The organism is Pseudoalteromonas sp. GB43, assembly GCF_054923805.1.
In genome coordinates, this window is record NZ_JBPCHJ010000001.1 from 53,817 (window position 1) to 78,128 (window position 24,312).

Annotated in this window: 18 protein-coding genes and 5 pseudogenes; 19 read left to right on the forward strand and 4 right to left on the reverse strand. The window is 38.8% G+C overall.

The features are described 5' to 3' along the window. The first annotated feature begins 36 nt into the window (after positions 1–36). From ACRWSG_RS00305 to ACRWSG_RS00315, 3 genes and pseudogenes are all read left to right on the forward strand, one after another. Positions 37–2,531: pseudogene (locus ACRWSG_RS00305) on the forward strand (prolyl oligopeptidase family serine peptidase). A gap of 1,227 nt (positions 2,532–3,758) precedes the next feature. Next, positions 3,759–4,106 carry a hypothetical protein gene (locus ACRWSG_RS00310; RefSeq protein ID WP_462165317.1) on the forward strand — a complete coding sequence of 116 codons (348 nt, stop codon included), beginning with the start codon at positions 3,759–3,761 and terminating at the stop codon, positions 4,104–4,106. Further along, complete coding sequence (locus ACRWSG_RS00315) at positions 4,103–4,615, forward strand: hypothetical protein (protein ID WP_235376626.1); 513 nt, start codon at positions 4,103–4,105, stop codon at positions 4,613–4,615. Before ACRWSG_RS00310 ends, ACRWSG_RS00315 begins: the two co-directional genes overlap by 4 nt. Before the next feature lie 123 nt (positions 4,616–4,738). Here the strand turns inward: ACRWSG_RS00315 and rrtA are convergent. After that, positions 4,739–5,322: pseudogene (gene rrtA / locus ACRWSG_RS00320) on the reverse strand (rhombosortase). An 85-nt stretch (positions 5,323–5,407) separates the two neighbouring features. Between rrtA and ggt the strand changes: the two are divergent. The 3 genes from ggt to ACRWSG_RS00335 all read left to right on the forward strand — a co-directional run bounded on the left by ggt (position 5,408) and on the right by ACRWSG_RS00335 (position 9,884). Continuing rightward, positions 5,408–7,165, forward strand: a complete 1,758-nt coding sequence (ggt, locus tag ACRWSG_RS00325; protein WP_462165318.1) for a gamma-glutamyltransferase — start codon at positions 5,408–5,410, stop codon at positions 7,163–7,165. A 174-nt stretch (positions 7,166–7,339) separates the two neighbouring features. After that, entirely contained in the window at positions 7,340–9,034 is a 1,695-nt protein-coding gene (locus ACRWSG_RS00330; protein WP_054553942.1) for an NAD-dependent malic enzyme, read from the forward strand. Between the two features lie 133 nt (positions 9,035–9,167). Then, on the forward strand, positions 9,168–9,884 hold the full coding sequence (locus tag ACRWSG_RS00335) for an SIMPL domain-containing protein (protein WP_054553878.1): 717 nt from the start codon (positions 9,168–9,170) through the stop codon (positions 9,882–9,884). A 6-nt stretch (positions 9,885–9,890) separates the two neighbouring features. Here ACRWSG_RS00335 and ACRWSG_RS00340 read toward each other — a convergent pair. Further along, positions 9,891–11,244: pseudogene (locus ACRWSG_RS00340) on the reverse strand (DUF2254 domain-containing protein). A 119-nt stretch (positions 11,245–11,363) separates the two neighbouring features. On the opposite strand from ACRWSG_RS00340, the gene ACRWSG_RS00345 reads away from it, so the two are divergent. From ACRWSG_RS00345 to ACRWSG_RS00365, 5 genes and pseudogenes are all read left to right on the forward strand, one after another. Next, positions 11,364–11,738, forward strand: a complete 375-nt coding sequence (locus ACRWSG_RS00345) for an MAPEG family protein (protein WP_166340113.1) — start codon at positions 11,364–11,366, stop codon at positions 11,736–11,738. 1 nt (position 11,739) lies between these two features. Beyond that, positions 11,740–12,645 (forward strand): substrate-binding periplasmic protein, encoded by a 906-nt coding sequence (locus ACRWSG_RS00350; protein WP_462165319.1) that lies wholly within the window; start codon positions 11,740–11,742, stop codon positions 12,643–12,645. Continuing rightward, positions 12,642–13,274: a sulfotransferase gene (locus ACRWSG_RS00355; protein WP_166340117.1), complete on the forward strand. Its 633-nt coding sequence runs from the start codon at positions 12,642–12,644 to the stop codon at positions 13,272–13,274. The genes ACRWSG_RS00350 and ACRWSG_RS00355 overlap by 4 nt, the downstream gene beginning before the upstream one ends. A gap of 45 nt (positions 13,275–13,319) precedes the next feature. Next, positions 13,320–13,893 (forward strand): annotated as a pseudogene (locus ACRWSG_RS00360) (MiaE family protein). Between the two features lie 196 nt (positions 13,894–14,089). Continuing rightward, positions 14,090–14,461 (forward strand): hypothetical protein, encoded by a 372-nt coding sequence (locus ACRWSG_RS00365; RefSeq protein WP_187489592.1) that lies wholly within the window; start codon positions 14,090–14,092, stop codon positions 14,459–14,461. A 353-nt stretch (positions 14,462–14,814) separates the two neighbouring features. Here ACRWSG_RS00365 and ACRWSG_RS00370 read toward each other — a convergent pair whose 3' ends face one another. Then, positions 14,815–15,159, reverse strand: coding sequence for a metallophosphoesterase (locus tag ACRWSG_RS00370; RefSeq protein ID WP_462165320.1), 345 nt, complete (start codon positions 15,157–15,159; stop codon positions 14,815–14,817). A 245-nt stretch (positions 15,160–15,404) separates the two neighbouring features. On the opposite strand from ACRWSG_RS00370, the gene ACRWSG_RS00375 reads away from it, so the two are divergent. From ACRWSG_RS00375 to ACRWSG_RS00385, 3 genes are all read left to right on the forward strand, one after another. Next, positions 15,405–16,082: an ATP-binding cassette domain-containing protein gene (locus tag ACRWSG_RS00375; RefSeq protein ID WP_462165321.1), complete on the forward strand. Its 678-nt coding sequence runs from the start codon at positions 15,405–15,407 to the stop codon at positions 16,080–16,082. Then, positions 16,048–16,983, forward strand: a complete 936-nt coding sequence (locus ACRWSG_RS00380; RefSeq protein WP_462165322.1) for an ATP-binding cassette domain-containing protein — start codon at positions 16,048–16,050, stop codon at positions 16,981–16,983. Before ACRWSG_RS00375 ends, ACRWSG_RS00380 begins: the two co-directional genes overlap by 35 nt. A 222-nt stretch (positions 16,984–17,205) precedes the next feature. Then, positions 17,206–17,601 carry a hypothetical protein gene (locus ACRWSG_RS00385; RefSeq protein WP_462165323.1) on the forward strand — a complete coding sequence of 132 codons (396 nt, stop codon included), beginning with the start codon at positions 17,206–17,208 and terminating at the stop codon, positions 17,599–17,601. 96 nt (positions 17,602–17,697) lie between these two features. Here ACRWSG_RS00385 and ACRWSG_RS00390 read toward each other — a convergent pair whose 3' ends face one another. Next, on the reverse strand, positions 17,698–18,240 hold the full coding sequence (locus ACRWSG_RS00390; RefSeq protein ID WP_462165324.1) for a hypothetical protein: 543 nt from the start codon (positions 18,238–18,240) through the stop codon (positions 17,698–17,700). Between the two features lie 498 nt (positions 18,241–18,738). On the opposite strand from ACRWSG_RS00390, the gene ACRWSG_RS00395 reads away from it, so the two are divergent. The 5 genes and pseudogenes from ACRWSG_RS00395 to ACRWSG_RS00415 all read left to right on the forward strand — a co-directional run bounded on the left by ACRWSG_RS00395 (position 18,739) and on the right by ACRWSG_RS00415 (position 24,271). Next, complete coding sequence (locus ACRWSG_RS00395) at positions 18,739–19,134, forward strand: response regulator (protein WP_235376638.1); 396 nt, start codon at positions 18,739–18,741, stop codon at positions 19,132–19,134. 7 nt (positions 19,135–19,141) lie between these two features. Further along, on the forward strand, positions 19,142–20,035 hold the full coding sequence (locus ACRWSG_RS00400; RefSeq protein WP_235376639.1) for an AAA family ATPase: 894 nt from the start codon (positions 19,142–19,144) through the stop codon (positions 20,033–20,035). 3 nt (positions 20,036–20,038) lie between these two features. Beyond that, positions 20,039–20,998, forward strand: coding sequence for a DUF58 domain-containing protein (locus ACRWSG_RS00405; protein WP_235376640.1), 960 nt, complete (start codon positions 20,039–20,041; stop codon positions 20,996–20,998). Between the two features lie 2 nt (positions 20,999–21,000). Then, a complete protein-coding gene (locus tag ACRWSG_RS00410; RefSeq protein ID WP_462165325.1) occupies positions 21,001–22,941 on the forward strand; it encodes a transglutaminase TgpA family protein in 1,941 nt (646 codons plus the stop codon). A gap of 8 nt (positions 22,942–22,949) precedes the next feature. Beyond that, a pseudogene (locus ACRWSG_RS00415) lies at positions 22,950–24,271 on the forward strand (Na+/H+ antiporter family protein). Positions 24,272–24,312 lie beyond the last annotated feature (41 nt).

The window sequence follows — 24,312 nt, forward strand, 5'->3', positions numbered from 1 at the left end:
AAATAGGGCGAATTATAATAACCCGTAAGAAGCACTATGAAATTCAAAACCACTGCTAATAAAACGTTAGTGGCTCTCGCAGTCGCATCTAGCTTCATGCTAGCAGGTTGTCAATCAACCGCCTCAACGCCTTCTGAAGAACAAGTTACCAATGTAGCACCAGTAGTTGCTACTCCTGCTGATACAGGTTCAGCTGAAATCACGTTAGAGCAAGCAATGGCTCACCCTGATTGGTTAGGCCGTCAACCTGAGCGTGCTTTCTGGAATGGTGATTCTAACAGCATCGTTTATGCACAAAAGCAACAAGGCAATGAGTTACGCGATTTATACGTTCAAGCGGTAAATAGCCAATCTGCATCACAATTAGCGTTAAATAAACTACACACTGTAGGCGCTAAAAATGCCGTTTATTCTGCAGATAAGAAGCAACAGGCTTATGCATTTGAAGGTAATATCTTCGTTAAAAACCTAAGCACTGGGCAAATTACACAAATCACTCACGATAGCGCACAGCAATCAAAACCACAGTTTTTAACTGATGGTAGCCTTGCATATCGCCAAGGTAATGCATTTTATAAAGTTGATTTAGCAACGGGTCGTCAAGTTGAATTAGTTAACTTACACCTAGACGATGCACCTAAAGGTGTACAAGAGCCAGACACTTACATCGCAAAAGAGCAGCACAAACTAATTGATTACATTGCGCTGACTCACAAAAACAAAAAAGATCGTGAAGAGCGTAAAGCACAAATCAACGAGCAAAACGACAGCATTGCTAATGCACAATTTTATTTAGGTAAAGGTAAGCGTTTAGCAGATGTACAGCTTTCACCAAATGGCCAAGCACTTGTTGCAGTAACCACAGAAAGCCGTTCATGGCGCGATGAAGGCGATATCATGCCTAATTACATTGCCGATGATGCACGCGTAAAAGCAGAAAAAGTACGCCGTCGTGTTGCTGATGAAAAACCAATCAGCTCAGATGTTGTTTACATCGACCTTAAATCAGGCGAGCAAACAACCCTTGCATTCGATACCTTACCTGGTTTTGATGAAGACGTTCTTGCAGCAGTTAAGAAAGAAAACTACGCTCGTGATGGCAAAACTTACAAGTCTGAAAAAGCACCACGTGCCATCAACTTAATGATGGATTGGGGTTGGGACCAAAGTGCAATCCAATGGAACACAGATGGTTCACAAGTGGCTCTTATGCTTGAAGCATGGGATAACAAAGACCGTTGGTTAGCCACTGTTGATACACAAAACAATAAACTTGTTTCGCAGCACCGTCTGCATGACGATGCATGGGTTAACTATGCATACAACGATTTTGGTTGGTTGAACAACTCAGACACACTTTACTATTTATCTGAAGAGTCTGGTTACAGCCACATTTACAAAAAGCCTTTAAACGGTAAAGCAACGCAGCTAACTAAAGGCCAATTTGTTGTTTCTAACTTAACGTTAACAGCTGATAACTCAGCGATTTACTACAAAGCGAACGTTGAGCACCCAGGTCTTTACGAAATCTATCGTGTAAACCCTGCAAACGGTGAATCTGAGCAAGTAACCAACCTTGATGGTATGACTGATTACCAGTTAAGCCCAGATGAAAGCAAACTATTGCTAACTCACTCAAAAATTATGTCGCCGCCTGAGCTTTATGTTGCTGATGCAAAAGCAAATACCAAAGCAACTCAGTTAACGCATACAGTATCTGATGAGTTCTTAGCGAAAAAGCTAATCGCTCCTAAGATTGTTGCTGTGCCTTCAAGCCACACTGATCAGCCAATTTACGCAAAAGTATATTACCCAGCTGATTATAAAGAAGGCGAAACAGGTAAAAACCGTAAAGCGGTTATCTTTAACCACGGTGCTGGTTACCTACAAAACTCACACATGGGTTGGTCTGGTTACTTCCGCGAGTTTATGTTCCACTCACTACTGGCTTCAGAAGGCTTCGTGGTAATGGACATGGACTACCGTGCATCAAAAGGTTACGGCCGTGATTGGCGTACAGCCATTTATCGTCAAATGGGTACACCTGAAATCCAAGATTTAGCAGACGGCGTAAGCTGGATGGCAGATAACGCAAACGTTGATACCCAAGCTGTAGGCACCTATGGTGGCTCTTACGGTGGTTTCATGACGTTTATGGCGCTATTCACACAACCTGACTTATTCAAAGCAGGTGCTGCACTTCGTCCGGTAACTGATTGGGCTCACTACAATGGCCCTTATACGTCGAACATCTTAAATCACCCAGATGTTGACCCGATTGCCTATGAAAAGAGCTCACCAATTTACTTTGCTGAAAACGCCTTAAGAGTCGTTTATTAATTAACGCGCCTATGGTTGATGACAACGTATTCTTCCAAGATTCAGTTCGCTTAGTACAGCGCTTAATTGAGCTAGAAAAAGAAAACTTTGAAACAGCTATCTTCCCAGTTGAGCCGCATGGTTTTGTACAACCATCAAGCTGGTTAGATGAATATCGCCGTATTCATAAGCTATTTAAAGAAACGCTTTAACTTTTATAACAATTTAGAACTAACCAATCAGCAGTCTTGATATTCAGGGCTGCTTTTTTTTGTTTTAGATACCAATTGATATTTACCATTAGATATAAATACTTAACTTGTTTTTGCCATAAAAAATATCTTAATGTTTATCGCTAATAAAATCCCGAAATCCACCACTCACTAAATTAGGCTGCTTTGTGTCGTTCATCGAATATCGCTTATGATTGTTCACAAGATATTCATTATCGTTGTCTTGCATTGAGCCCCGTTCTAAGTGAGCAATTCAATTACTTGTAACCCTTAGTATTACTGTTCATAGACCTAGCAATATTATGAAACCAGCTAGTTATGTTAATTTAATAGCAAAATGAGTTACAGCGACCGTATGACAACATAAAATTGCACGCGCCCTTTGAATGGAATAAGTTTAGTGATATGCCAATAAAACTTTACCTTTAGTAAATCCATATTGGCTTATGTAAAAATTAGCTTTGTTCAAGTAATACGCCTACAAGTGCTCTTGATAACACTTAGCCTTTTGGTAAAGGTAGTTTAGGTTGCGCAACAACGGAAGCTGAGAACCATGACTCAAAAAAATGTGATGAAATTAGAAAAGATGATAGTTGTGTCGAAAGTTGCATTAACGCTTAGTTTAAATCGATATGTCCAAATGGTACCGATTGTCACGACTACAGTTATAGTTTAGCGGATAAATGTTTAAGATTATGTCAGGTGAAATAGTATGAATCTAAAAAAGATCCAGATATTTAAACTAGTATGGATAACCTGTTTTACTTTAGTCATTCTTTCTGTTTTAGAATCTGTTCAATATGTAAGCCAAACTCACGAGTTAGGAGTGTTCATACTAGTTTTACTTGGACTTTTAAGTTTTCATTAGGTCCGTTTTTTTTGTATCTAGTTACAGCTTTACCAACTATAGATTATCAAAGCAGTTTTGGTTTAGAAGTGTTTGTTATTAGTATCTGTTGCTTTATCGGTGGATATTTTCAGTGGTTTATAATTTTACCGAAAATTATTAATAAATATTGGAATTAGCTATTAATTTAAAGCCTCTCTAACCGAGGCTTTTGATTAGAATTATACAAATGGAAATAGGATGAAGCTAGTCTATAGCTATCTAAGTTCAACTTGATAAATCTAAACTAATTTAGGGATTACGCTCCTGAATTAGGACGCTATATTCAGTCTGCCCCAATTTGTTTAGAGAAAATGTGTATGCGACCATTAAATGGACTAGGAAAGTTTAGAACTAATGGTGCATCTAATATGAATTTAGGTGTTTTCCACGAACAAATTTTGTATAAGGATGGTACAAATAGTGGCTTTTCTGGTAATGGATTGTTCGCTGATGGCTTTTCTTATGCAGATCCTGATACGAGTGGATATTCATGCAACGATAAAGAATACTATGATGCATTAATGAAGAAAGCAGAGGAACGAGCAAAAATCTCATTTGATATGAAAAACTATAATGTGATAACTAACAACTTTCAGGACTATGTTGATGAGGTTATTAACCAGTATTATAACGTATTAGCAGACCAAAATAGGCATGAACGATGAGATGCAAGTGGGTTTTATTAATATTGATTTTTGTTCTAGTTCTTATGCCACCATTAAATATTTATGCTAAGTGGCATTTAAAAACATTCTCAGGTGGATTTATTTATACGCTTTTAAATTTGACTTATGTTCCCGATGATTATTACCAGCAAGTAGGAGGAATTTGGGTTGATACAGACAAAAGTAGAAGTGACAACATACACTTAGAACATCGATATAGAGGGAAATACGGAGTATATGTTGTTGGTGAAACTGTTCAAAATAAAAACCACAATGTCTCAGCAATAATGAATTGTGCAAACAAAATTATAGAGTTAGAATCTGGCTCGAGTAAAGTCACTGATTTAAATAGGAAAACCGCAACCTCTCTCTTAATTGGTATGTACGATGTAGAAAGTGACTTTCCTCACGAAATAATCTGCTCTATATCAATTGACGAAAAAACAAAAGGACAGTTTTTTATATTCGTTAGGAAATTTAGACATTATTTGCAAAGCCTAAATTTTTGAATCCAAAGCCTCGTTAGCCGGGGCTTTGTAATATCTGATATAGGAGATAAATCATAAGCAATTTTTTATGAAACAGATTAAATGGCAAGGAATAATAACCAGATAATTAAATCGCGAGTAAGGTTACCCGCACTTTTTTATTATTTTAATGAAGACAGGCAAAGCCAACATTGTGCCGCCAATTGCGCCGATAAAGTGGGCATCAATGGCAACATTAGACGCGATTAGCTGACTCACCGACTCACTCGGACGGCAATTTGCTCCCAAATCACTTTGGCCCAAGTACCAGCAAACAAAAACCAGCCTGAAAACATGCCTGCTTGTACATCTTTTACTGCTCCACAAATAATCACACCGTGCAGTAGGGCACTTAATCCGGTGTAAATATGGATATCTGGGCAAAATAGCCACACACCTAAGCCACACCATAATGCAAGAATGGCAATATTAAACGCATAGCGAGCAGGGCTTGTATGCTCAGCGTGCAGAGCCCAAATTAATAAAATTCCGGCACAATTTAGGCCTAAATGTGGCCAATTAGCATGCACAAATTGGCTAGTGAAAATGCGCCAAAATTCACCATTTGCAACTAACTCACGGTTAAATTCAAGATATTCATTTAAGTTGAAAAGTGCAAACAAGGAACTAAGTAGTACTAAACACAGTGGCGGCAGAATATATTCTAGTTTCAGGGGCAGGTTTATCATGTTATTTTTGGTGTATCTGAGATTGTCGCCTATTGTGCACGTTTAATTTTAAGATGCCAAATACACTACGGGATTAAGTTTATTTATGTTATTCAAAACCAAAGCGCTGTTAGCTCTGTCCACCTCATTAATTTATTCAACGACTATTTTCGCAGCCCATGCAAAAGTTGAAACTCGCGAACCTGAAGCTGCAACGGGCTTTGCTCATAAGCAGGTTGTTGAAGGCGATAAGTACATGGTCGCAGCAGCAAACCCTTATGCAGTAAAAGCCGGGCAAAAAATGCTTGAGCTAGGCGGTTCAGCGGTTGACGCTGCCATTGCAACGCAATTAGTACTGACACTGGTAGAGCCGCAATCGTCGGGTATCGGTGGTGGTACATTTATGATGTACTTCGACAACAAAACCAAAAGCCTAACTAGCTTTGATGGCCGTGAAACAGCTCCAAGCAATGCTAATGAAACACTATTTTTAGATAAGCACGGTAAAGCCGTAAAGTGGATTGAAGCCGTTGTAGGTGGTCGTTCTGTTGGTGTACCGGGTATTTTAGATGCCTTTGCCACTGCCCATAAGCGTTACGGTAAGTTAGAGTGGCAAACCTTGTTTGGTCCTGCCATTGAATTGGCTGAAAAAGGCTTTATTGTGTCGCCGCGTTTACATCAATTATTGGCTAAAGAATTAAACCCAGGGGTTACCAAGCTACCTGTTATTCGTGACTACTTCTTTCCTGATGGTAAACCGCTTGCTGTAGGTGCCGTGAAAAAGAATCCTGAACTTGCCGCGCTTTATAAAGATATAGCGAAACAGGGCATTGATGCATTTTACAAAGGTGAAAACGCTAAAGAGCTTGTGCATGCAGTGCAAAACTCAGCAGTCGCACCGGGTACATTAACGGTTGAAGACTTAGCCAATTACAAAAGCAAAGAGCGTGCACCTGTGTGTGTTGATTATCGCCAGTACGAAGTGTGCTCAATGGCACCACCTAGTAGCGGTGGTGTAGCTGTGTTACAGATTTTAGCCTTACTTGAACATAAAGACATGGCTAAACTTAAACCAAACTCTGTACAGGCGCTGCATTACTTTACCCAAGCATCGCGTTTGGCGTTTGCTGATCGTAATGTGTATATGGGTGACCCTGATTTTATGGTAATCCCGACACAAGGATTACTCGATAAAAACTATATTGCTGGTCGCGCAAAACTTATTTTTGAAAAAGATACTCACGCAGAAGCAGGCACACCGCCAAACTCAGTTGCATACGCGCAAGATGATGCATACGAGCTGCCATCAACGACCCATGTTTCGATTGTCGATAGCCAAGGTAACGCTGTGTCGATGACAAGTTCTATCGAAATGGCGTTTGGTTCAACAGTTATGGTGAACGGGTATATTTTAAACAATCAACTAACTGACTTTGCTTTATCGCCAACTAAAGATGGTAAGCCATTGGCTAATCGTGTTGAAGCAGGTAAACGTCCGCGTAGTTCTATGTCGCCAGTCATGGTGTTTAACAAAGACGGCAGCTTACGTTTAGTGGTTGGTTCGCCGGGTGGTAGCCGTATTATTGATTATGTAGCTCAAGTGGTTGTAGGTGTGCTTGATTGGAACCTAGATGCGCAAACAGCCATTAACTTACCGCGCATTACTAATCGTAATAATTACACAAGCCTCGAAAAGGGCACTGAGCTTGCCAACGCTGAAGCTGATTTTGTTAACCGCGGACACACAGTTCGTATCCTAGATTTAAACTCTGGTTTACATGCTGTTGAAGTTAAAAACGGTAAACTTTATGGCGCAGCCGATCCGCGCCGCGAAGGCATCGCTTTAAGTGATAAAAGCCACTAAAAACAAGCTCAGCAGCCTTAAAGCTGCTGAGTTTTCATGTATACTATCTGCTATGCTATTTAGAGCATAAAATTCATTTTCTTCAATGGTCTGACAAGGTGAATTGTCATTGCAATTTCGCCTTCAAGAGTAATAATGTCAGGTCATAATTATGACGCATCAAAGCTTGGAAATATGACTACAAATACCGATCCAAATTATCTTTATATTCCTTATTCAGGCCCAGGTCTGATTGAAACGCCACTATTAAATAAAGGCAGTGCTTTTTCACAAAAAGAAAGGGAAAATTTCAACTTAGCCGGATTACTGCCACCGCGTTATGAAACGATCGAAGAACAAGTTGAGCGTTGTTACCAGCAGTATTCAAGCTTTAGCGATAATTTAAATAAGCACATTTACTTACGTGCTATTCAAGATAACAACGAAACACTTTACTACCGTTTAGTGCGTGATCATCTTGAAGAAATGATGCCTATTATCTACACGCCAACGGTAGGTGATGCTTGTGAAAAGTTCTCAGACATTTACCGCAGTGCCCGTGGTCTATTTATTTCTTATGAAGATCGTTTCCAAATTGATGATATTTTACGTAATGCCACTAAAGGCAAAGTAAAAGTTATCGTTGTGACTGACGGCGAGCGTATTCTTGGTCTAGGTGACCAAGGTATTGGTGGTATGGGTATTCCAATTGGTAAATTATCACTTTATACAGCGTGTGGTGGTATTAGCCCTGCATATACGTTACCAGTAATGCTTGATGTTGGTACGAATAACGAAAAACTACTTAACGACCCTATGTACATGGGTGCTCGCCATAAACGTATTTCGCAAGAAGAATATGACGAATTTTTAGATCTATTCATTAAAGCAGTTAAACGTCGTTGGCCAAGTGTTTTACTTCAGTTTGAAGACTTTGCACAACCAAATGCAATGCCATTATTAAAACGCTACCGTGATGAAATCTGTAGCTTTAACGATGACATTCAAGGTACTGCTGCGGTTACTGTAGGTTCTTTACTCGCTGCATGTCGTGTTAAAGGCGCGAAACTTTCTGAGCAAAAAGTTGTGTTCGTTGGTGCAGGCTCTGCAGGCTGTGGTATTGCTGAGCAAATCATTAGTACTATGGTTGCTGAAGGCATTAGCGATGAGCAAGCGCGTTCGCAAATTTTCATGGTTGACCGCTTTGGTCTACTTACTGAAGGTATGGAAGGTTTACGTGATTTCCAACAAGCACTTTGCCAATCTAAAGATGGCTTAAGTGAGTGGACTTACAGCGGTGAGTACGCATCACTATTAGATGTAATGCACTGTGCGCAACCAGACATTCTAATTGGTGTATCTGGCCAACCTGGTTTATTCACTGAACAGGTTATTCGTGCAATGCACGCATCTTGCCCACAACCGATTATCTTCCCGCTAAGTAATCCGTCTAAGCAAGTTGAAGCACTTCCTTCTGATGTTATTGAATGGACAAACGGCCAAGCGATTGTTGCTTCTGGTAGTCCATTTGATCCGGTTGAGTATAACGGCCAAACATTCCCAATCCCACAATGTAACAACAGTTATATTTTCCCGGGTATTGGTTTAGGCGTAATTGCTGCTAAAGCTACACGTATTACAGATGCAATGCTGATTGTATCAAGTGAAACACTGGCTGAGTCTTCACCACGTGCAAACACTGGTAAAGGCAGCTTATTACCTGCACTGACTGAAATCCAAGCGTTAAGTAAACGTATTGCATTTGCGGTTGCGAAAAAAGCGATGGAAGAAGGTGTGGCACTTGAGCTGAGCGATGAAGCGCTATGGGCAGCAATCGAGAAAAACTACTGGCTTCCAGAATATCGCAACTACAAGCGCCGTAGTATCTAAACTAGAACGCTTTTAGTGAATGAAAAAACAGGCTTTTTATGCCTGTTTTTTTATATCTGTAAAATGGCTTGTTCATATTCAATTAACCCTTTAAGGTGATAATGAACGGAGTTTTAAATTAAGGAACAGTATTATGCGTAAGTTAGTTTTTACCGCTATGGCGGCAGCACTTAGTTTTAATGTGTTAGCACAAGCAACACCTGATGCGCCACATATTTATATACAAGGTAATGCAACGGTTAAAGCGATCCCTGATAACGTTAAACTGACAGTAGGTATTGTTGAAGTAGATAAAGATTTAATTGCCGCGAAAAACAAAGCCGATGCAACCATGGCGAAAGCGATTAAGCTCGCTAAAAACCAAGGCGTAGAAGAAAAGGGCATTTATGCGTCTAATATCTCGATTAATCGCCAAACAGAATATAATCGTGAAACGGGTAAGCAAGAGTTTGTAGGTTATAGAGTAACGCGTAGCCTGTCTGTAACTTTAACTGATATAAAAAAATACCCAATTATGCTTCAGCAACTAGTGAATTCCGGCATTAATGAAATTAATCAAACGCAATTTGTATCAAGCAAGTACGAAGAGCTACAAAAGCAAGCGCAAAAGCTAGCCATTAAAGATGCCCGTGCTGCGGCGAAAGAATTTGCCAATGACTATGGGGTAGAGCTTAAAGGTCTTTATACAGCTTCAAGTAGCCCACTTGATACAGGTAGCCAACCTTATATGCGTGCCAGCAAAATGGTTATGGCAGAAGCTGCACCAGATAACTATGTACCTGATGCATACAATGGTGGTGAGCTTACGATTACCGCAAGCAGCTATGCGGTTTATTTAATCGAAAACTAAGTTAACTTATTGATTGCTGGCAAACCTTGCCAGCAATTTTTCACCTTGTTGCTCTGAAATACGAGCAATCGCTTTTAGCATATTAGTGATTTGCTCACGGTCGTACTCATTACTAATATGCTTATCTATATCTTCAATAATTGCCCCTAAATAAACAAATAGGCTATCAGTTGCTTTATTGTTATCAGATGCTCTAAACAATATGTTTTTAAATGCCTCAAGCACGTTAACCATTACATAAGCGTCATTTTTTGCGTAGTTACGAATTGGTGTGAAGTTATCATGCAGCAGCTCATCGAATGAGGTTTCGTGAATAAACAGGTGCGGTTGATTGTTCTCGCAACGTTTAAGCGAGTAATTCACATCGTAAATGTCTAAGCGCAATATCAGTAATATGCTCAACATATCTATGGCTTTTACCGCAGTACCGGGATCGTTAATACCCGGGCTCATAGCTTTAACAGCGATTTCTGAAATTTGTGTCATACCGTAGCGGTAATGGTCACTAATATATTCTTCGATATAAAAGATAAAACAGTCTAGTAATTGTTCTACCAGTTCAGGTTTGTCAGATAAGTCAGTATCACACTTTAAAAACGGGTATCCCTTTACTGTAAAGAAGCCTTGTTTAACCGAAATATAAATTTTAATACCGTGCTGTTGGCATAACGCACACAACTTATCGCTATGTGCCCCTTTAAAGTAACCTTCTGTTTTACTTTTAACACTATGCCAGTCATCAAACTCAGGAAAATGCTCAACAGGATTTTTTTGTTGCATGTCAATTATGCATTTAAGCTCGCCTTTGGTATTTTTAAATAAGTCGTTTAGTACATTATCGACTTGAATTGCTTTTGAAATTGAGTGAATAAAAAACACAAAAAAACCAAGCGAAATTAAACCAAACACCAATGAAAAGAAGATACCAAGTGATGGAATACCCATATCTCCATCACCAATGGTGCGTATGTTTATCAGCATTAATATGGTGTAGATAATACTACCAAGATAAAACCCCAGTACTAATTGGTGCGACTTACGGGTAATAAAATCACGGCAACACACGCGGCGAAAGACTGGCACTTGCACTATTAAGCACCACCATAACCATAGAAAAACTAAAAACCGTTAATGAGATAATGCTGCCGGCAAGTGTGCTGAGGATGGTACGGGCATTCTCCTCGCTATCGACCAATAACACACCAATCAGCTTTTTAAATTCCATTGATAATGACGAGTACTCGACCGCAGTAGTAATTAATCCAAAAACTAAAAACATCACAGAGAGCATTGATGGGTAAAATCCGATACTACTGATCATTTCGCGGTAGTTATCGGCGATTTTTCTTGGCGTAAACATGCACTTCCTTAAGAACTGTTAGACATTAAATATCATAGTGAGCTAACCTAACTACTTACTTAACAGCCTAGCAATAAATTATGCTAAGCGTCTAACTTTAAATAAAAATTGGAAAAACTGTGATTGTTTCAACGTTTGCTGCCATCTTGGCCATTTTATACATTCAACTTAGCTTTCGCGTGATCAAATTACGTAGAGCAAAACGCATTTCACTTGGTGACGGGGGAGATAAAAGCCTACAAGCAGCTATACGAACTCATGCTAATTTTATTGAATATGTGCCTTTTTCGTTGATCCTGCTATTTTTATTAGAGTACCAAGGCCTCCCAAGCCATTATTGCTATATTTTAGGTGCAATGCTGGTTGCTGGTCGTTTTTGTCATAGTTACGCACTTGCTGATAATCTGATGAAATTACGTGTATTAGGTATGATGCTTACTTTCATTACTATTTTGATTAGCGCTGTGATGTTATTAGTTACACAGGTTTTCTGATATGCTAAAAATTGTTTTTCCATGTTTGTTGTTCTTATTTTCAACTTGTTTATTTGCCAATGTAAAAACAATTAATGCCAAGAAAAATCGCGTAACACCACCAACCACTTTACATGTTGTTTATCCTAAAACAATGGATAGCTTAGACGAAGAAGTACTTTATCCTTTAATACTTCTTCGTACAGCTTTAAAAAGAAGTGGTTATAAGTTTACCTTATCACCCGCACCTGAATTATTAAGCCAAAATCGTGTTTTAAAAGAAATTGAAACGACTGGATCTATCAATGTTACTTGGAGCATGACAAACCAAGAGCGTGAAGACACTTTGCTCCCTCTACGAGTTCCTATATTTAAAGGCTTATTTGGTTGGCGATTAATGTTTACTACAGAAGATAAGTTACCGAGGTTGAAGAAGCTAAAATCTCTTGATGATTTAAAATCGATTAACTTAGTTCAGGGTGCAGATTGGTCAGATACACGAATTCTAATAAGTAACGGTTTAACAGTGGCAACGGCAATGGACTTTGAATCATTGTTTGTAATGTTAGATAGAGGAAGGGGGGATTTATTTCCTCGTTCAGTATTAGAGATCCAAGATGAACTTGCGTATTTTAAAGAAGAAATGCCGTTGGTCGTTCTGCCGCATCTAATGCTCAAATACAAAAGCCCAATCTATTTCTTTTTTAATAAACATAATACTAATATTGCTAAAGCCGTTTCTCAGGGGATTAAGGTTATGCAGCAAAGCGGTGAATTTGACGAGTTATTTTTTAAGTACAACGGAAACTTTATAAAAAACGCCCACCTACACGACAAAATTGTTATAGAATTGCATAATTATGATTTACCAAGGTTAACCCCAGTCAACGACAAATCGCTGTGGTTAGCATTTGATCAGGTGCCATGAGCTCTAAAATTTTTATAATCGGTTTACCACGAACCGGCACAACTAGTATCTGTAACAGCTTTTTACAACTCGGTTATAAAACCGCCCACACAGCCTATACCCAACAAGCAATTACAAGTGCAGATGTTATTGCTGATACTCCAGTTTTTAGTGAATACGCCTTGCTTGATGAGCACTTTGCAAATAGCCGTTTTATCAACCTCGAGCGCGATTTAACTAAATGGTTGCCATCTATAAGGCAGTTATTAGCACGCATGCACACTAATTTAATGCGCCCAGATGGTGGTTTTAATAGCCATTTAAAGCGCTGTTATTTTGATGTGTTTGGTCAGTATAGCTTGGCAGAGTTAGAATCTGATGAATACTTAACAGCGTGTTATCAGCGTCACCAACAGCAAGTGGCAGACTACTTTAAAGGGCGTACAAACCAGTTATTAACGCTTAATGTAGCAGACTCAAACAGCCCGCAATTACTTCAGCAGTTTTTAAACACTCAGCAGCCAATTAGCTTTAAACAGCTGAATATGGGTGGCAAAGTCACAGCGTGGAATGACATAAAACACCCAGATAAAGTGTCATCTACCCGAAGTGGTAAAATTGATAAATCTCTTGGTTATAATCACACATAAAATACGTTAAAATCGCCGTAATTATAAGTTTAGTTGTTCCTCATCATGTTTGAATTGAAATACCACACGCCATTTGAATGGACAGAAGGTGTCTTAGCTGACTTCGATACCTTTTTACAAGATCATGCTGCAGCAGAGAAAAAAGCATCAGGCATGGCTATGTCTATGCTTTCTCATTACCCAGACCGTCGCAAGCTTGTTAGAGCCATGACAGACTTAGCACTGGAAGAAATGATCCACTTTAAGCAAGTTTTAAAGCTATTAATGGAACGTGATGTATCACTTGGCAATGACCAAAAAGAATCCTTACATCAAACAAATTCGTGCGGTATTTAGAAATGGTCGTGATGAATTCTTAATGGACCGTTTATTAGTAGCAGGCGTTATTGAAGCACGCGGACACGAGCGCTTTTCGCTTGTTGCAGAGGCTTTACCTGCAGGCAAAGAAAAAGAGTTTTATGTCGCGATTGCAAAATCAGAAGAAAAACATAAAAACTTATTCGTTGAACTTGCTTACGAGTATTTCGATAAGCAAGAGGTTGATACACGCCTTGAAGAAATCCTTATTGCAGAAGCCGAAATCTGTAAAAATATTCCATTTACAGCAGCGCTTCATTAACTTGATGCTTGTGTATTAGACCTTTTAGCCTAATACACAAATTTATGTTCAAACCCCAAAGCAGTAAATTAGGGACTAAAAACAATAATTAAGTATCCTGCAAATAGTTACGCTAATTCTAATTGATTAAATAAACAGCATACATTCATCTTTCTCTCCTATAGTTAAATTAGTACCTAACTGAGAGGAATAGAGCATGAAATGGATGATGACTCTTACGACGTTGTCGTTAATAGGGATTGTATTCACCGGTAATTCTATTTATACCGAAGTGAAGCTCTTTCGTTCAAACGATAAGCCAACCGAAATAACTGCTAGTATGTATCGCTCGCTTATTTGGCATAGTGATATTTATAAAGACGATGAATTTCTACATACCGCACAAAGCTACTTTAGCGATGGCAAAATTGATACGCGTGAATACAGTAAACTAACTAGCCTGGCAAGCAAAACTGCTGGCCCAATCATCTACATTCAAGAAACAGATGAGCAGTTGTGGCATGCAAGACTAACCTACAAAAAATACCTTGAAGAGAAAACGGTCGAACGACTGGCAAGTTTACATTGATGAAAACTGCTTGATCAGCGTGCTAAGCTCAACAATGGTGGGCTTACCGCTGAGGTAATTAGTATCAAGGTGGTAACTATTGCCAAGCCAATAGGGCTTTTTGGTTGTGTTATGACCATGCACTGAAAAGTCGATACTTGGATTTATTAAAGGTTTTTTCGCTTTGGTTAAGCTCCTATCCCAAAGCAAAGTGCCAATCGCTTGTTGTATATCTTGAGTAGGATTTTGCCAATCCCAATCCGCATGTGTTGTATGTGATAAACCAACTTTAATTTTGCCGTATTCAACATAGTAAGAAAGCGGGCAGTTAAGTAGCTGCTTACAGACAAATGCGAGCTCTTCATCAGTTGCATCTAAATGCCAACAACGCCATTCTCAACCCATAAACGGTAGTAACTTTTATCCTTTGCAAGTAAAGACTCAAGCAACATATGCTCGTGGTTACCAAGGCACATATGTACACCAAGCTCTTTAAAACGAGAAAGTAACGCAATGCTGTGCTCCCCCCGATCAATCACATCACCCAGTGAAAACAAAATATCTTTGCTTGGATTAAAATTAACAGAGCAAAGCGCCTGTTCAAATTTAGTTAAATCTGCATCTAAATCGCCAATAACAAATACACGTTTACTTTCATTAATTTGCATCTTAACTTGAATGGGGTTTTGCGAGGCAAGAGGGCTTTTAACTAAATTCAAAATACATTCCTTTAAGCAGCTAATAATTTAAGACTATCATAACTCGTTGCTATTTGAGCACAGGGTGGTTATTATCTAGCCTCACTTTTTAGGAGTTACCGCCAACATGAACAACTAAACCTGTTATCCAATTTCATTTTTATCTTTTTGGACCAACAGGGTTAGTAGGCGTTGCTCACTATCACTTTTATAATATTACTTTTCGTGTGATCAAGCGCTTATGCCCCTGTAGTACAGGAGGCACTATGCCACAACTTCAAGCTTTTAATTTATGTTACCAACATGGCAATGGCGATGTTGTATTTAACGACCTTTCATTTTCACTCACTGCTAAAGTCACCGCATTAGTCGGCAGGAACGGCTGCGGTAAATCTATTTTAGCATCACTACTTGCTAAGCAAAAAGAGCCTAGCTTTGGTACGGTTGTTTGTAATTCAACCCTTGGCTTTTACCGACAAATGAACGATGTAAATCAGGCTGATAACCAAACTATTGCAGAGGCTATTGGGCTAGAGCCTGTGTTTAATGCCCTTGATGCTATAAACCAAGGGCATGTTACAGAGCAAAACTTAATGTTAGTTGAGGGTAATTGGGACTTACCAGAGCGCTTTAATGCAGAACTTGTAAGGCTTGGCGTAAACAACAAAACCCCTTACTCACTAAGCAAATATTTAAGTGGTGTTCAGCTTAGTCAATTAAAACTTTGGACACTATTTACCTGCATAAAGCCCGACATTTTAATACTGGATGAGCCATCAAACCACCTAGATGCAAAAGGCAAAAGCTGGCTTATAAAGCAAATACAAAGCTTTAAAGGGCAATTATTACTAATAAGTCACGACCAAGAATTATTAGAACAAGCCCATGAAGTTTGGGAGCTAACAACCCTTGGTTTTAACACAATATGGTATCCGTTTTTCTGAGTACCAAATACAAAAGCAGCAGCAAGTTGCTGCCCTTGAAAATAAATTAAACCACATTGTTAAACAGCAAAGTAAGCTTAAGGCAGCTGAACAACTACAGAAGCAAAAAGCACAAAAACGAGCATGTCAGGGCGCAGCCTTAAGAAAGTCAGGCAGTCAGCCTAAAGTGTTGATGGATGCTAAAAAAGACAAAGCCAGCGCTAATTTATCATCTAAAAGTAAAAACGCCGTTAAGCGAGAAGGTGAACTCATTCGTAATAAGCAACAACTTTCTAGCAAGCTTGAACAAACTAAAGCGCAGCAATTTTATTTAGTGCAATCAGATACAGCCAAGCACCATAAAGTACTTAGCCTGGAGAACGTTGTATTAGCATACGGAACACAAAAGCCGCTTAATTTTCAGGTGTTCAATGATGATAAAATTCATTTAGCGGGTGCTAATGGCACTGGTAAATCAACCTTACTTAAAACTCTGACATACGACATACCAGTAAAAGCAGGGCAGTTACATTGCAATCAAGCACTCTATTATTTAGACCAACATTTTGCATTAATAAACAACGAGCTAACCCTGCTTGATAACATTTTGTTTTACTGTAAAAGCCTAGATGTGAGCACCGTGCGTACTCTACTTGCTAGTATCGGCTTTAGAAAAGACGCTGTTTTTAAACATGCCGCACTTTTAAGTGGCGGTGAAAAAATGAAGCTCGCCATGTGTATCGTCAGTAATATTGAAAGTACTGCATTCTTGTTACTCGATGAGCCCGATAATCATCTCGACCTTGAATCAAAACAGCTCTTGGCTCAGTCATTACAGGGCTTTAAAGGCGGGTTTATACTCGTAAGCCATGATAAATACTTTGTAGAAAGTGTCGGCTGTAATAGGCAAATTGGTTTATAAAATAGTCATTTATAAATAAGCGTGCTAGGGTGGTTGTAGGTACTTTATACCAATCCGCAATAATACTTAATCATTTTGAGGGATTAAACCTGTCGCTAACTGCGTTAAAAATTTCTGATTTAGAACAACTAAATAACGAAATTTTTGCCTTGCTATCAACGAGGTTTTATTGCCTCAAAATTGACTACTTAATTAAGCGAATTGGTATTACAAGGAATGACTATGAATTTTACAGCCGCTTACCGCATTTTTACTGCTTTATTTATGCTGATAGTAACCATCGGTTTAGGCATGAAACTGAATGATTTTACCTCGGTGATCTACGTATTCGTGCCTTTATTACTAATGCTAGGCATCTCATTTATGCCATTTTTTAAACAGCGAAAACTGCGTTTAATACTGTTTTCGGCTCCAATCGTTATTCTTTACGGCTTTATTCTTTACGGCTTTGGTTTTTACCCTTGGCTTACAAATTACCAAGAAGTCGCCGTTTCATCATCTACTTCAACCCTCGATTTTATCATCATCCCAGTTTGGGCCACCTTATACGGCGCGGGTTTTGTTGTATTGCATGAAATAGCGCTGGGTGTTGCTAGGGCGTTTAATTGGGGGAGGTGAAATCGTAGGCTGGCTTAAAGATAGCGGGGCGGCTTTAGGTTTGAATCTATTCCATTAAATTAACTAATTATAACTACTAATGATTTGAAACTTAGTTCAAACATTTAAAGTAATATGCTCTTTTCTCTCATCAAAGTACTTGTCTGTAAATTTACTAAATTTTTTATTTAACTCGTTTGTAAGTTGAATGCTGTTAGTAGCACCATGAAAATTTACCAACATTAAGATTAAATCGTGACAATTTTGAATATGTATAAAGATTTCACGTTCTTGTGAGATTTTTGTCGAAACAATCAAACCAGGGATTTCTAATTTACAAAAGAACTCTTCTTTTAAAAAAAATAGTTTAAGACCTTCGGTTGGTTCACCGTATTCATTCGTTTCGGTGAAGACTCCATTTAAACCAACGTTCTTTTCATGCTTTATGAAGTTATAAAAATTACTAACGTAACTCTTAAAAGCTTCGTCAATTATTGAAATATCAACTTCGTTCACATTCTTGTTTATTGAAGGATGAGGAAACATCTTTTTGTACAAAACTTCAGGTTTAATGGTAATTTCACTTGATGCAAATCGAGCATTTATTGCTTCACAATGCTCGATGAAATATTTGTAGTGGTTATAAAAATTATTTGCCATATTATTTTGTTCAACTAACCGGTTGCTCTTGGCTTTTTGCTTCGATGAGTGAAATCTATTGATCATAACAGCCAAGGTAACTGGTATTATTACTCCTTACTATATTTAAAAATATACAAACAACCAAGGTGCGGTAGTGAAATTAAAATGCTTAGATTGCCACGTTTAGAAATGACCATTTCATAAAAAGCTATAAATTCGTGAAAACCCAAATTAAGCAAAAAAGGGGTTAAAAAACCTTAGAATCTAACGACCAATGAACCTGATTATAAAGATAAACGCCTTATTTAACATAATATAAATTATAGGAAGTAAAGTGTCTCTACATAGCTATACCTTTTCTCTGTGCATGTTAAGTCCAATACTAGACGGTATCGGACATTAAGGTGTTGTTTTATCATATTATTCATTTTATTAGTGCTTGTTTCTTGAGCTTAGTTATCTCATGACTTATATTAAAACTATCAACTTGAGATGTAACGATAAGATGTAAACGATATGGAATTTGTGAAGCCGTTAGAACCTATTCTGATAATCGATGATATGCAAGATATCCGCGACTATCTAAATCAAATTTTAACTGGTCTTGGTTTTGACGATATTTTAGAAAGTCGAGATTTTGAATCAGCTAAAACGGTTATTGAAGAAAAGTCACCTAATGTCATCTTTCTTGATATTGAACTACCTGACACTGACGGTACGGAAATTCTTGAATACTTAAATGACCGCCATCCTCATACTCATGTTGTTATGTGCTCTGGGCATAATAGTCTTGAGAATGTGCAAAACACCTGGGAATTAGGTGCTAAAGGTTTTATCGCCAAACCATTCAACGCAAAAAAAGTCGACTCTGTTATGAAACGTCTAGAATTGATGGAAACCATAACAAATTAAGTAGTTTATGAATTCGACAATCCAACTCATTATCGATGACCTATCAACGGTTATTTTTGGTAAGCAACAACAAATCAAGCTCGCCCTTACGTGTTTATTTAGTGAAGGTCACCTGTTAATTGAAGATTTACCAGGCATGGGAAAAACCACGTTATCTCATGCACTTGCCGCAGTTCTTGGTTTGTCGTATCAACGTATTCAATTTACTAGCGATTTATTGCCTTCTGATATTCTTGGTACAAACATCTTTGATGCTAAAGAACATAGTTTTTCATTTCATCAAGGTCCTGTATTCAGCCAAGTTGTTTTAGGTGATGAAATTAACCGTGCCGGTCCTAAAACACAAAGTGCACTGTTAGAAGCAATGGAAGAAAAACAAGTGACGGTCGATTCGGTTAAACACGCCCTACCATCACCATTTTTTGTAATTGCTACGCAAAATCCTGTACATCAATCTGGTACTTATCCGTTACCTGAGTCGCAATTAGACCGCTTTTTTATGCGTATTAGTCTAGGTTTTCCTGATAAACACGCTGAGAAAAACCTCATTTTAGGCTTAAACAATCGTAATTATGATGACTTACCTGTGCGCATTAACCCTGAGCAACTTGCTGTTATTCAAAAAGAAATAAACACTGTAACGATAAGCAACGCGGTGGTTGATTATATTCTTGAGCTCGTTGCGTTTACTCGCCAAGATAACCATTTTGTAAACCCATTATCACCAAGAGCGAGCATTGCGCTTGCCCGAGCTGCAAAGTCATGGGCGTATATTGAAGGTCGTGATTTTGTAATGCCTGAAGATGTACAAGCGGTTTTCCCTAGTGTGACTGATCACAGGCTTGGCTTAAATGCTGGTGACAGCGGCTATGCACTTAAACATGTGCCCGTAAGCTTATAAAACATGTTTAAGCGCCCTGCTTTTATTAATCAATTTCGTCAGTCAGTTTTTAATAAGTTATTAAAAAACAAGCATAAAACTAACGAAATTGAGCTTCAGCATAAAACAATTTATGTATTACCCTCAAAACTTGGTGGGCAGTTTTTACTAATTGCCTTACTGAACTTTGTGATGGGCATTAACTATCAAAACAACTTGATTTTAGCCATGGCCTATTTAATGGTGGTTGTTTTAGTATTTGCGATACTCACCGGCTATAAAAATGTGCGAAGTTTGTCGGTTAAATACCAGTCAATAAACGAAAGTTATGCGCCAAAAAACCCTTTTGCGCGTTTTCAAATTCACGCACGATCACACTGTGAGCTTATAAAACTGGTTAATGACAACCTTGAATCTGAAACTGTATCACTGCAAAACAAAGAGAAAAAGACCGTTGAAATAGTGCTTAAATGTAGTGAACGTGGTGCTTATGGCTTTGATAGAATTAAAATCATTAGCCACTTTCCATTTGGTTTAGTGTCTGTGTGGAGTTACATTGAACCAACCGAAACCGTGTATGTTTACCCACAGCCTATCGCCACTGAAAAGCTTGATACTCAGCTCCATGACAATGACGAACACGACGGCGATAACGCACAAGTTAAAGCTGGTAATGATGACTTTTACCAGCTTACCCCTTTTGTGCAAGGTACAGCGCTTAATAAGGTATCGTGGAAACACTACGCTAAAACTCAGCAGCTATTAACGAAAGAATTTACCAGTGACGCATCACAGGAATTAGCACTAAATTTCAATATGTTGAGTGGCAATAATGAGCATAGATTAAGCCAGTTATGTTTTTTGGTGAACCAATTAACTGACCAACACATGGCGTTTTCGTTAACCTTACCCAATAAATACATTGCAAAAGGCCAAGGGGTCAATCATCAAACAACCTGCCTACAAGCTTTAGCGGAGTTTTAATTATGAATACGCCGCTTATAAATACTGTTTTATCAGTGCTGTTTATTGTTACCAGTGGCTTTTTGTTTACTGAAGTAGCGACTCCATTCTTAGCCATATTGGCGAACATTAGCTTTTTAAACCTGTTTTTAGGTAAGTTTTATAAAAAACTAAATGGATTGGTGGCAAATATTTTGGCTGCGGTTTGCTTAGTAGCCTTATTTGTTCTGGTTGGAGTGGGCGATACCGTAAAGTTATTTGTCTCGATGATGCTACTTGCTAGTAGCTTTAAATTGCTACAAGCGAAAACCGTTAAACAGTATCAAACTGTGTGTTTACTGGTGTTTTTTAACCTTTCAACGGTGTATTTGTTTCATCAAGGGTTATTTGAAACCTTGGTAGTCAGTGTACTTTATATTGTTAACTTCGCGGTACTTGGCTATTTAACTAGCCCGCAAAGCTTTAAGGCCGCTAACAAAAAAAGTTTTAAAACCATACTACTAGCCTTACCCATAGCGGCATTTTTGATTTTATTTTTACCTAAAATTCCAGCGTTTTGGCAGCTACCGGGGCCAAAGCTTGCTAAAACGGGTTTATCAGAGCAAGTTAACCCCTTTTCGATTGCGAAATTAGCGGAATCTGATGACTTAGTTTTTCGGGTAGAACAACAGCCAGAGCAAGCCTTACAAGCCCCCTATTACTGGCGCAGTCTTATTCATGATGAGTTTAATGGTAGTGAATGGTTAATATCGGACATTTTGAAATCGCAACAATATAACCCAATTCGCCGTACAATTACTCAAAGTAATGGTGTTAATTATCAGGTTATTGCAGAGCCTTCATCTTCTAATTGGCTTTTTGCAGTTGGCTTTGCGCAAAGTGCTAATTCTGATGTGCACTCAACCTACAATGGTTTGTTAAAACGCAAAGGTAACTTAAACAAAAACATTAAATACGCGGTAACGAGTAGCAAAGCCTCGCTGAGCCTAAATGAATTTGAAAAACGCTTATACACCCGCTTACCGAAAACAACCAATCCACAAACAACAGCTTTGGCAAATGAACTAGCTGCTGAGCATAAAAATGCGCAAGCTTACTTTAACTCGCTACTTGATTACTTTAATCAGCAGCAGTTTGCTTACACATTAACACCTACACCCATGTATGGTGATAATACGCTAGACCAGTTTGTGTTTGATACCAAGCGAGGCTTTTGTGGTCACTATGCCAGCACCGCTGCATTTATGTTTCGGGTGGCTGGTTACCCTGCCCGTGTTGTGTCGGGTTATTTAGGCGGAGAACAAACTAAAGCCGCTACGCTTAACATTTACCAATATGATGCCCATGCTTGGGTCGAAGTGTTCTTTGATGAAAAGTGGCATATATTTGATGCTACCTCTGTTGTTGCCCCGGAACGTTTAAACGGTTCGTTATCACAACTGGGGGATTTAAACGAAAGCTTTAATGACAATCTTAACTTTGGTTTAAAACGTTGGAGTCATTTTAAAGCAATAAACTGGCTTAGAATTCACCTTGAAGAACTCGACTATAAATGGACTAACTGGGTGCTTACGTTTGACCAAGAATCACAACAAAGTTTATTTGATTCTCTGTTTGGCAATAAGTCAGCATGGCTAACACCTTTAATTGTGTTAGGTACATTATTACTGAGCTTTACTGGCTATTTCTTATATAACAAACGCCCTATTCGAAGTAGAGAGCCGCTGGTTGATGACATCACTAAGCTATACCTGTGGGCAAAAAAGCAAGGCATTGAGCCAGTTGATACCAACACGCCACTGCAAAATATTGCTTTAATTAAACAGCAAAAGCCTAGAACAGAGGCATATTTAAGTGAGTTTGAGCAAATAATCATCGAAGTACGTTATCAACAGCAATCATATAACCAAAATCGCAAAAACCGCGTACGAGTTCTGTTAAACTCTCTCAAAACAGCCAAATAGAGAACAATATGAATGCAGTAATTGTCGGCGTTATGTTGATGCTGATCCTGACACTTTGTCGAATTAATGTCATTGTGGCGATGACGGTAAGCGCAATTGTTGCGGGTTTGACCGCGACTTTGGTTTATCACAAACCGTTAATGCATTTAATGATGGCTTATCGGGCGGCGCTGAAATAGCACTGAGCTATGCGATGTTAGGTGCATTTGCGGTGGCTATTTCTAAGTCGGGTTTAACCCGTATTTTAGCGTCTAAGTTACTAAAGCAAGTAAACGACAATAGCCATAAAGGCGAAACGACGCTTAGTTATCTTATATTAAGTATTATTTTACTGTGTGCGATCTCGTCGCAAAATTTGATACCCGTACATATTGCTTTTATCCCAATTCTAATTCCGCCTCTGCTTGTTGTATTCAACAAGTTACGCCTTGATAGACGTGCTATTGCGTGTATCTTAACCTTCGGCTTAGCCACCTCTTACATGGTGCTACCTTATGGTTTTGGTGGCATTTATTTATACTCGATACTACACAAAAACCTCACTGAAAATGGCTTAGAGATTGTTAATACTCAAGTGCCGATGGCAATGATCATTCCAGCCATTGGGATGTTATTAGGTTTATTGGTTGCGGTGTTTATATCTTATCGAAAACGCCGTAGTTACGAGTCTCACAGCCTAACAGAGCAACAGCAAGAGGTTGTCATTGAACAGCCTAAAAAGGTTTTAGCAGTGGGAATTACCGCCGTACTTTGTTCATTAGTGGCACAAAATATTAGTGGCTCTATGATCCTAGGTGGTCTTGTTGGGGTAGCTATATTTACCTTATTCGGTGTTGTAAAACTTGAACAAAACGGCGATGTATTTAGTAAAGGCATTGCTATGATGGCGATGATTGGCTTTATTATGATTTCGGCGCAAGGTTTTGCTTCAGTGATGAAAGCAACCGGTGATGTAGCTTCATTAGTTAGCTCTGCCGCAGGGTTGATTGAGGGTAACAAACCCCTTGCCGCTGCGTTAATTTTACTCGTTGGCTTATTAATCACCATGGGCATTGGTAGCTCGTTTTCGACGGTGCCAATTATAGCCACCCTGTTTGTACCACTTTGTATGGAACTAAACTTTTCTGTTATGGCTACTGCGGCACTGGTTGGTACTGCTGGTGCGCTAGGTGATGCGGGCTCCCCTGCCTCTGATTCAACACTTGGCCCAACATCTGGCTTAAATGCAGATGGTCAACACGACCATATTTGGGACTCTGTCGTGCCTACTTTTATCCATTTTAATATTCCACTACTGATTGCTGGCTGGGTTGCGGCAATGGTGTTGTAAAATTAGTATTGTTTATTTTAAAGCCCCAATTTGGGGCTTTT

Bases quoted from the DNA above. Each gene is read 5' to 3' on its own strand.
- ACRWSG_RS00310 (WP_462165317.1), top strand. From the start codon at position 3,759: ATGCGACCATTAAATGGACTAGGAAAGTTTAGAACTAATGGTGCATCT.
- ACRWSG_RS00315 (WP_235376626.1), top strand. From the start codon at position 4,103: ATGAGATGCAAGTGGGTTTTATTAATATTGATTTTTGTTCTAGTTCTT.
- ggt (WP_462165318.1), top strand. From the start codon at position 5,408: ATGTTATTCAAAACCAAAGCGCTGTTAGCTCTGTCCACCTCATTAATT.
- ACRWSG_RS00330 (WP_054553942.1), top strand. From the start codon at position 7,340: ATGACTACAAATACCGATCCAAATTATCTTTATATTCCTTATTCAGGC.
- ACRWSG_RS00335 (WP_054553878.1), top strand. From the start codon at position 9,168: ATGCGTAAGTTAGTTTTTACCGCTATGGCGGCAGCACTTAGTTTTAAT.
- ACRWSG_RS00350 (WP_462165319.1), top strand. From the start codon at position 11,740: ATGCTAAAAATTGTTTTTCCATGTTTGTTGTTCTTATTTTCAACTTGT.
- ACRWSG_RS00355 (WP_166340117.1), top strand. From the start codon at position 12,642: ATGAGCTCTAAAATTTTTATAATCGGTTTACCACGAACCGGCACAACT.
- ACRWSG_RS00365 (WP_187489592.1), top strand. From the start codon at position 14,090: ATGAAATGGATGATGACTCTTACGACGTTGTCGTTAATAGGGATTGTA.
- ACRWSG_RS00375 (WP_462165321.1), top strand. From the start codon at position 15,405: ATGCCACAACTTCAAGCTTTTAATTTATGTTACCAACATGGCAATGGC.
- ACRWSG_RS00385 (WP_462165323.1), top strand. From the start codon at position 17,206: ATGAATTTTACAGCCGCTTACCGCATTTTTACTGCTTTATTTATGCTG.
- ACRWSG_RS00390 (WP_462165324.1), bottom strand. From the start codon at position 18,240: ATGGCAAATAATTTTTATAACCACTACAAATATTTCATCGAGCATTGT.
- ACRWSG_RS00395 (WP_235376638.1), top strand. From the start codon at position 18,739: ATGGAATTTGTGAAGCCGTTAGAACCTATTCTGATAATCGATGATATG.
- ACRWSG_RS00400 (WP_235376639.1), top strand. From the start codon at position 19,142: ATGAATTCGACAATCCAACTCATTATCGATGACCTATCAACGGTTATT.
- ACRWSG_RS00405 (WP_235376640.1), top strand. From the start codon at position 20,039: ATGTTTAAGCGCCCTGCTTTTATTAATCAATTTCGTCAGTCAGTTTTT.
- ACRWSG_RS00410 (WP_462165325.1), top strand. From the start codon at position 21,001: ATGAATACGCCGCTTATAAATACTGTTTTATCAGTGCTGTTTATTGTT.